7 protein-coding genes and 1 rRNA gene are annotated in these 7,100 nt (G+C 48.3%); 5 read left to right on the top strand and 3 right to left on the bottom strand.

Features of this window, described 5'->3' with window-relative positions:
• From Q4Q54_RS08195 to Q4Q54_RS08185, 3 genes are all read right to left on the bottom strand, one after another.
• Positions 1 to 79, bottom strand: a 16S ribosomal RNA gene (locus Q4Q54_RS08195); the annotation flags it as partial.
• Positions 80 to 887: 808 nt separating this feature from the next.
• Positions 888 to 1,793 (bottom strand): helix-turn-helix transcriptional regulator, encoded by a 906-nt coding sequence (locus Q4Q54_RS08190; RefSeq protein WP_006083558.1) that lies wholly within the window; start codon positions 1,791 to 1,793, stop codon positions 888 to 890.
• A gap of 69 nt (positions 1,794 to 1,862) precedes the next feature.
• A complete protein-coding gene (locus tag Q4Q54_RS08185; RefSeq protein WP_311988176.1) occupies positions 1,863 to 2,735 on the bottom strand; it encodes a formate dehydrogenase accessory sulfurtransferase FdhD in 873 nt (290 codons plus the stop codon).
• Between the two features lie 319 nt (positions 2,736 to 3,054).
• Between Q4Q54_RS08185 and Q4Q54_RS08180 the strand changes: the two genes are divergently transcribed.
• From Q4Q54_RS08180 to Q4Q54_RS08160, 5 genes are all read left to right on the top strand, one after another.
• Positions 3,055 to 3,519, top strand: coding sequence for a DUF3305 domain-containing protein (locus Q4Q54_RS08180; protein ID WP_006083560.1), 465 nt, complete (start codon positions 3,055 to 3,057; stop codon positions 3,517 to 3,519).
• Positions 3,519 to 4,187, top strand: coding sequence for a DUF3306 domain-containing protein (locus tag Q4Q54_RS08175; RefSeq protein WP_259575059.1), 669 nt, complete (start codon positions 3,519 to 3,521; stop codon positions 4,185 to 4,187). The genes Q4Q54_RS08180 and Q4Q54_RS08175 overlap by 1 nt, the downstream gene beginning before the upstream one ends.
• A 190-nt stretch (positions 4,188 to 4,377) precedes the next feature.
• The gene (locus Q4Q54_RS08170) at positions 4,378 to 6,039 is read left to right on the top strand and encodes a 4Fe-4S binding protein (protein ID WP_063882504.1); all 1,662 of its coding nucleotides are present in this window, start codon (positions 4,378 to 4,380) and stop codon (positions 6,037 to 6,039) included.
• A gap of 10 nt (positions 6,040 to 6,049) precedes the next feature.
• Complete coding sequence (locus tag Q4Q54_RS08165; protein WP_106649089.1) at positions 6,050 to 6,727, top strand: molecular chaperone; 678 nt, start codon at positions 6,050 to 6,052, stop codon at positions 6,725 to 6,727.
• 175 nt (positions 6,728 to 6,902) lie between these two features.
• Positions 6,903 to 7,100, top strand: coding sequence for a twin-arginine translocation signal domain-containing protein (locus Q4Q54_RS08160; protein ID WP_006083564.1), 198 nt, complete (start codon positions 6,903 to 6,905; stop codon positions 7,098 to 7,100).

Raw genomic sequence — 7,100 nt, 5'->3', positions numbered from 1 at the left:
CTTCCCGCTGCCGCTCGACTTGCATGTGTTAGGCCTGCCGCCAGCGTTCAATCTGAGCCATGATCAAACTCTTCAATTAAAGTTTTGTTGTTTGACTTACGTCAAACGGCTCAACAAATTCTGTTCGACTTACTAAGTAAGTCTTTGTACATATTGCTATGAACACTCATCACTCTCGTGAAAGAATTGGTTGATTTAAATTTTTGACTGCCAACCCTAAGGTTAAGCAGTTTCGATTAACTCAACACCTGTGAGTGTCCACACAGATTTCTTGTTTTATCTTGTTAAAGAGCAACTCAATATCCGTAAGAGGACTTGAGTACCACACTGAGCGTCGAACGCTTCCAGTTGGCTAGGGCTGCGTATTCTACGCATTTCCCGTTTCGCGTCAAGGAGTATTTTTCAACTTCTTGCTGCGGTTTAATTAAGTGCCATTCTCAACAGAGAGTAAGCCATTCAATTCAACCTAACTCGTCAGCTTGCTTTCGCTGTCTGCCGTGTCAGTGGATGCGCATTATAGGGAGCAGGAGATTTTGTGCAACCCCTATTTTAAGGAAATTTGCAGTTAATTCTGATTACCTAAACTAGCCACAAGATACCCACTACTTACCCCCAAAGTTATCCACAAAATAGCATTTTCTCTGCAGTTCTACCTCATATTTTGAGGATGTACTGCATCAAGGCGAAGAGATTTACGCATAGATTCTATAAAGTTTAGATAAGGATAACGGCTACTCGAGCCGAAATAACTTAATCAGGGACAGGGAGAGATCTCTTTAATCCTTATTTGGTAACTCGCTATATTAAGTAGCAGCATAAGTAACTGTCATAAGTAGTGCAGAGATCATTCGACTCTATTCAGCTTCATCTATTTCCGAGTGAGCGGATTAGCTCGCACTCCAAAGTAATTGTCCGCAGTCGGTAAGATCATAGCCACCCAGTAGCGCCGCCATTTGCCTCGAGTGGCCGCTCGCCAACATAGTAAAGAGTTGTTGAAGCTGACGACGGAAGTAAATGCTTTGCGGCATAACGAAATCGAAGGACTCTTTAATCAGTGGCACAAAACTCAAACCACTCTCCAATGCCACAGATTGACAGCCAAAACCTATATCTGCATCACCACGGGCGATATAACCTGCCAGCTCGCGTTCACTATAGGCCGTCAGCACGACATTAAGCTGATCTAAGCGAGCGCCTTGCTTTAACAACCAATGTTCTAAATGTTGCTGGCTACCCGCGCCGCCCTGACGACTCACCCAACGCCAAGGTAAGTTCACGACTTTATCTTCCTCTTGGCATCTGTGGTGCATATCAGCACGCATGATCAATCCTTGCTGGCGGGAGTAACCGTGCACCATGATCCATTGTTGGTGATTGTTATACCCTTTAAGTAAGGCGGGATGGCGGATATTGCGATCCTCCATACTGCCCCAGTGCAAGGTACACACATCGGCATAACCTTTAGCGAGTAACTCTAATCCTAAGCGCGAACCTGTCGCGCTGTAGCTTATCAACTCACGACTACCGACTTGTGCCATCAAGCGCGCCACCAGCATAGATAAGAGTGGATCGTCACTGCCGGTGATCAATAAACGGTCGGTGAGCATGCCACTGTGGCATGAATCCATCACCCAACGGTCGATTAGCACTTTCGGGAATAGCCATTTACCGGTGATTTTAGTGGCGGGGAGAATTCTGTCGTTGGCCATGGCGTAGACTTTTTTCTCGTTCAGATCTAGATACTCGGCCACTTGCTTCGCGCTCATGTAAACCAATTCACTGGCAGACGTCATCTTGTTTCCTTGTCTTATTCTTTATTACTGCATGTAAGTCTTAGCATTACTATCTTAGCTAATTAGGGACTAAGGAGTGGTATTGGCATCAAATTGCAGATTTTCACTGCCGTGATACACCAAAAAGTGACGACCTTTGGCGCGGGCGATAATAGTAATGCCTAACTGCTGCGCCAGTGCTAAGCCCATCTGAGTCACGCCGCTGCGTGATAGTAAAATGGGGATCCCCATCTTGGCGACTTTAATCACCATTTCAGAGGTTAAGCGGCCTGTGGTATAAAAAATCTTGTTATCACCACGATCCTGCGTCAGCCACATATCCCCTGCCAAGGTATCAACGGCGTTGTGACGGCCGACATCTTCAACGAAGGCCATAATTCTATCGTCTTCGCACAAACCACAGCCATGCACAGCGCCAGCATTCTTATAGGTTTCGTTATAGTCGTTGATATTTTTCAATAAGCTATACAAGGTGCTTTGCTTCAAACTCGGTGTAGGTAAATTGATGTTATCGAGATCCTGCATAAAGCTGCCATAAACCGTGCCTTGACCACAGCCTGACGTCACGGTTTTTTCGGAGAGTTTCTCGTCGAGATCGGCGATTTGTTCGCGGGTAATCACAGCCGCAGAACTCACATCCCAATCGACGATAACAGAGTCCAGCAGGCTCACATCCGAAATAAAGCCTTGGTTCTTAAGATAACCTAACGCCAGAGACTCAGGTTTTGCCCCTAGTGTCATCAGCGTCACTATCGGACGCCAGTTTAAATAAACGGTAAGTGGACGTTCGCAGGCGACAAATTTATCTAGCACTTCCCCAGCTTCATTCACTGCTTTTACGGCAATGGTTAAAGGTACTTCCGCTTGGGTTCTCACAAAAGAACACTGATGATGAGGCTTCTGAGTGGGGTTAGCTGCCGCTACTTCTTTATCTGTGCCCATGCTGTTTTCCGAAATCATAATGCTACCGCTTAACGAGTCATGGCCTGAGCATAGCAATATTTATACCTAGGTATAAAACTCGGGTTTAAATGCGTGATCTGCCGCAATGCTGATTTTTCATTAGCCCTTTTATGTCCCAAACAAAACCCAGCACTGGACAAAATGTCCACTTTTTAGGGGGTTTTTGATGATCTAGTTCAAACTAATACCCCATGTTTACTGGCACCAATATTGCAGTGACCTTTTATCGCAATTTGTTGGTAAAACCGATCCGTTCGATCTACGGTTCGTCCATCAACACGGCTGAGACGGAGAGACAATGCAACATACAACGAATGTTTGGCCCATGTACGTTTCACTTAAAAAAGTAGAGAAACAAGTTGGCCGCTGGACCTCAGTACAATGGGAAATTGAACACTTACTTCCCGCCACCCATCAAGCCCCTGACGACGCGACCTTAGTGCTCCTCGAACTGCACAAAGACGAACGCGCCAGCTATCGCCTCAATCTCGATGTCGATAACGCTATGCTGTATTTAGTGTGCGATGAAACGGCCGATGGCACTTGGATACCCGCAGCACTGTCGGCAGACCAAAACGTCGCCGCAGGTTGTCTTGAGGGTAATACCCCTGTTATCAACCTATTGATGCCAGAAGCCATCGCTTGTTGGATTGAAGCCTTTATCACCCAGCATGGCGAAGTCGAAATCGCCGCCCATCGCCGTAAGCATGTCGATGGCCGTAAGAATCAAGGCCCGAGTCACGATCCACTTCGGAGGGACTAATGGCTGAATCCACGCAAAAAACGGCTGGGCTACTGAGTCGCTGGAACCAGCGTCGCGAACAAGTTGCCGCTGAACAAGCGCGAGAAACTCAAGAAGAAGCCGCGCCTCAAGCGCCGATCGCGACCGAAGCCACTGTGGCAGTTGAGCCGCTTCAACCGACAGAGCCAGTAACAGAGTCCAATACTGCCGAACATGACGATCCGAATCGCATGCTCACGGCGGCGGATTTACCGAATCCTGACGAAATTGAAATTGGCGGCAGCTTTGCGAGTTTTATGGGCGCGAATGTCGATCCGGCGGCGAAATCTGCGGCGCTGCGAGCACTGTGGAAACAACCACATTTCAACGAGATAGATGGGCTTTTAGAATATGCGCTCGATTACAGTAATCAGCCCAAACTCAGCGCCGAAGTTTCAGCAGAATTAGCACAAAAAGTCTTCCGCTACATCACCAAAGACAGCGAAACGCCGGATGAAGAGTCAGCCTTAGCCAAACAAGCTGCAGAAACTAATCCATCCGCTAGTCTTGATGTAAGCGAAACCACGACTCAAGAAGTCGACACCGAATTGGCAGCAGAGCCGATAGCGGACAATTTGGATGGGGAGACTGATGACCTACCCCAAAATGCACCAGAGCCCTCGGCTCAGGCCCAAACCCGAGTTGTTTAACGTCAGTTTAGCTAATTTTAATGTCCGTAACTTTGGTATGTGAATTGCTGTACTAAGACATAAAAAAAGCTTAGATAAAAGCAGAAAAGGCAATGACTTACTTATTACCAGCCGCCTAAATCTGCCCAGATACAGTAAAACAAGAAACAGCCAAAGTACTGTTCAGGAACGCAATGTGAGCACTCATTTGATGACCAATCAAACCCAAGAAGCGTTAAAACAAGCGCGGCAACAGGTGTTAGCGCAAACTCAGATGTTGCAGAATCTGATCCCGCCAACCGTCAGCTACACCACCGAAGGCAATGTCCTCATTATCGGCCCAGAAGATCTGGCTCGCCTTGCCGCGGACAAATTGTCCACTATGGCCCATCGCGTGATTTTAGCCAATGAAGCCATTACCAGCCAAGATGAAGCGCACCTTGAGCGTGTGATGGCGGCGGCAACCGATGTCGAAAGTTACTACAACAAACTCATTGGCGTAAAAGGCTTTTTAGGCCAATTCCAAGTCAGTGTTGAACATCAAGATGGCGCGGCCGAACTCAGTTTAGTGTCGATTCGTAAACCCCATTTCGATATCGTGCTCGATTTGAGCAGCACAGCTTGTTTGAACTTAGAAATGCTGCCACCCGGTTATTTCTATGTCGGTCAAGACGCTGAAAAACTCGAAGATGCCCTCGCGCAAATTCCCGATCTCGTCGGCCAATTCGACAAGCCTCGCTACGTCAAAATCAACCCAGATATTTGTGCCCATGACCGCAATGGCATCAATGGTTGTAATCGTTGCCTTAACTTTTGCCCAGCCGATGCAATTAGTAGCGTGGCGAAGAAAATTGAAATCGACCCATACCTTTGCCACGGCGCGGGCAGTTGTACTAGTGCTTGCCCAACGGGTGCCATCAGTTACGATTTACCGACGCCGCAGGCTTTGCATTCATACCTGAACAAAGTCGTTAGTCGTTTCCGCGAGCAAGCCCAAACCGCACCGGTAATTTTGTTCCACGACAATGCCGTCGGCGCCGACTTTATTACCGATGATCTAGCGGGTGATATTATCCCCGTCGCCTTAGAAGAAATTACGGTTGCCAGCTTAGATCATTGGCTGTCGGTACTCGCATGGGGCGCACGCCAAGTGCTGATCCTCAATACCGACGCCACAGCGCCAACCCTCACGCAAATGCTTAAAGGCGAACTTTCGTTAGCCAACAGTATTTTAGATGAGATGGGTCAGCCGCAACGTATCAGCCTCATCGACCCAAGCATGCTTGCCGATTTAGATGCGATGCTCGATATCAGCTTAGATTGGCCCGTGATCGTGCCCGCTGCATTTGCCTCGACCACTAAACGCAACACGCTATTTGAAGCGATAGATCACCTCAATAGCCAAGCGGGTGAAATCGATACTTGCCTTAGCCTCAACAACATTCCCTTTGGCAAAGTCAGCGTGAATGTCGAAAAGTGCACTATGTGTATGTCCTGCGTGGCAATTTGCCCAACCGTGGCATTGCAAGATGGCGGCGACAAACCTGCACTACACTTTATTGAGCAAAACTGCGTGCAATGCGGTTTATGTGAAGCGGCCTGTCCTGAAAAAGTGATTAGCCTAACGCCACAAATTAATTTTGATAAAGCTGCTCGTCAGCAACAACACACCCTGAAAGAAGAAGCCCCCTTCGAATGTATTCGCTGCGGCTCTCCTTTTGCGACCCAATCTATGGTGCATCGGATGCTGGATATGGTCGGCGCGCACAGCGCATTTTCTGCCAATATTGAGCGCTTGAAAATGTGTGGCGACTGCCGGGTAAAAGACATGTTTGAAGACATTCTTCAAGATCCTGAAAAGCAACTGCGATAAGAGATCCGCTATGACCGAATCAGTAAGACAAGTTTCAGAAAACGATCAGTTGAGAGCCGATATCTATCAACTGTTAGCCGCCCTATTGCGCCGTCAGCCGAGCCCTGAACTGCTGCAATTTTTGGCCAATCTTGAAATCGATGCCAATGAAGACAACGAGATGACCAAGGCTTGGTTATCCGTGCAGCTCGCCGCCCAGCAGTTCAACAATGAACAGCTCGAAGACGAGTATTTTGCGCTATTCCTCGGTGTAGGTTCTGGCGAGATCTTGCCCTACGGCAGCTGGTTTATGACCGGCTCTTTAATGGATAAACCGCTGGCATTACTGCGCCAAGACCTAATGCAACTCGGATTTGAGCGCGAAGACAACGTTAAAGAACCCGAAGATCACGTAGCCGCCCTGTGTGAAGTGATGGGAACCCTGATTTTAGAAGCGCCGAGCTATCGCCAACTGGCTTTTTACCAACGCCATATCGGCAGCTGGATTGGCCGCTTCTGTGACAGCTTAGCCAAGGCACCCAGCGCTGCGTTTTACGCAACCGTCGCCCAGCTGGCAAAAGCCTTCTTTGAAATGGAAGCCAGTGCCTTTGAACAATTGAGTTTAGATATTCCCGTCAATTGCCCAGGCAGCGCCGACCTACAGCCGGCCACCAGCGATTTAGCAAAACCAGTAGAGTTAATGAACTGAGACTAAACTGAATGAAAGCGCGACCTGTGCGTGCTAGATGTCAATGCTAGATGAGCTCAAACCGCGAAGGTGAAGTCACACGCACCTTCGCAACAATAACGAAAGCTTAAGCTTTCACAATAACCGAGGTGGTCGCCGTTTGTGCCACCTTAATCCCGCAACACAAGGAGACACTATGAAGAAGCCAGCTTCCGACATGGGCCGTCGTCAATTGCTCAAAGCATTGGCACTCGGCAGTGCGGCAGGCGCAGTGGTAACCGTGAGCAGTCAGGCGTTAGCTTCGACAAAAACGGCTGCAACCACAGAGCCTAAGAGTGAGAACTACCGCGAAACCGACCATATCCGTAACTATTATGCGTCGTTGAACAACTAA

This window comes from Shewanella sp. SP2S2-4, from assembly GCF_031932025.1.
In the GTDB taxonomy this organism is placed as follows: domain Bacteria; phylum Pseudomonadota; class Gammaproteobacteria; order Enterobacterales; family Shewanellaceae; genus Shewanella; species Shewanella baltica.
The sequence above is the reverse complement of the archived record's forward strand: the minus strand, read 5'-3'. Positions and strand labels throughout refer to the sequence as shown.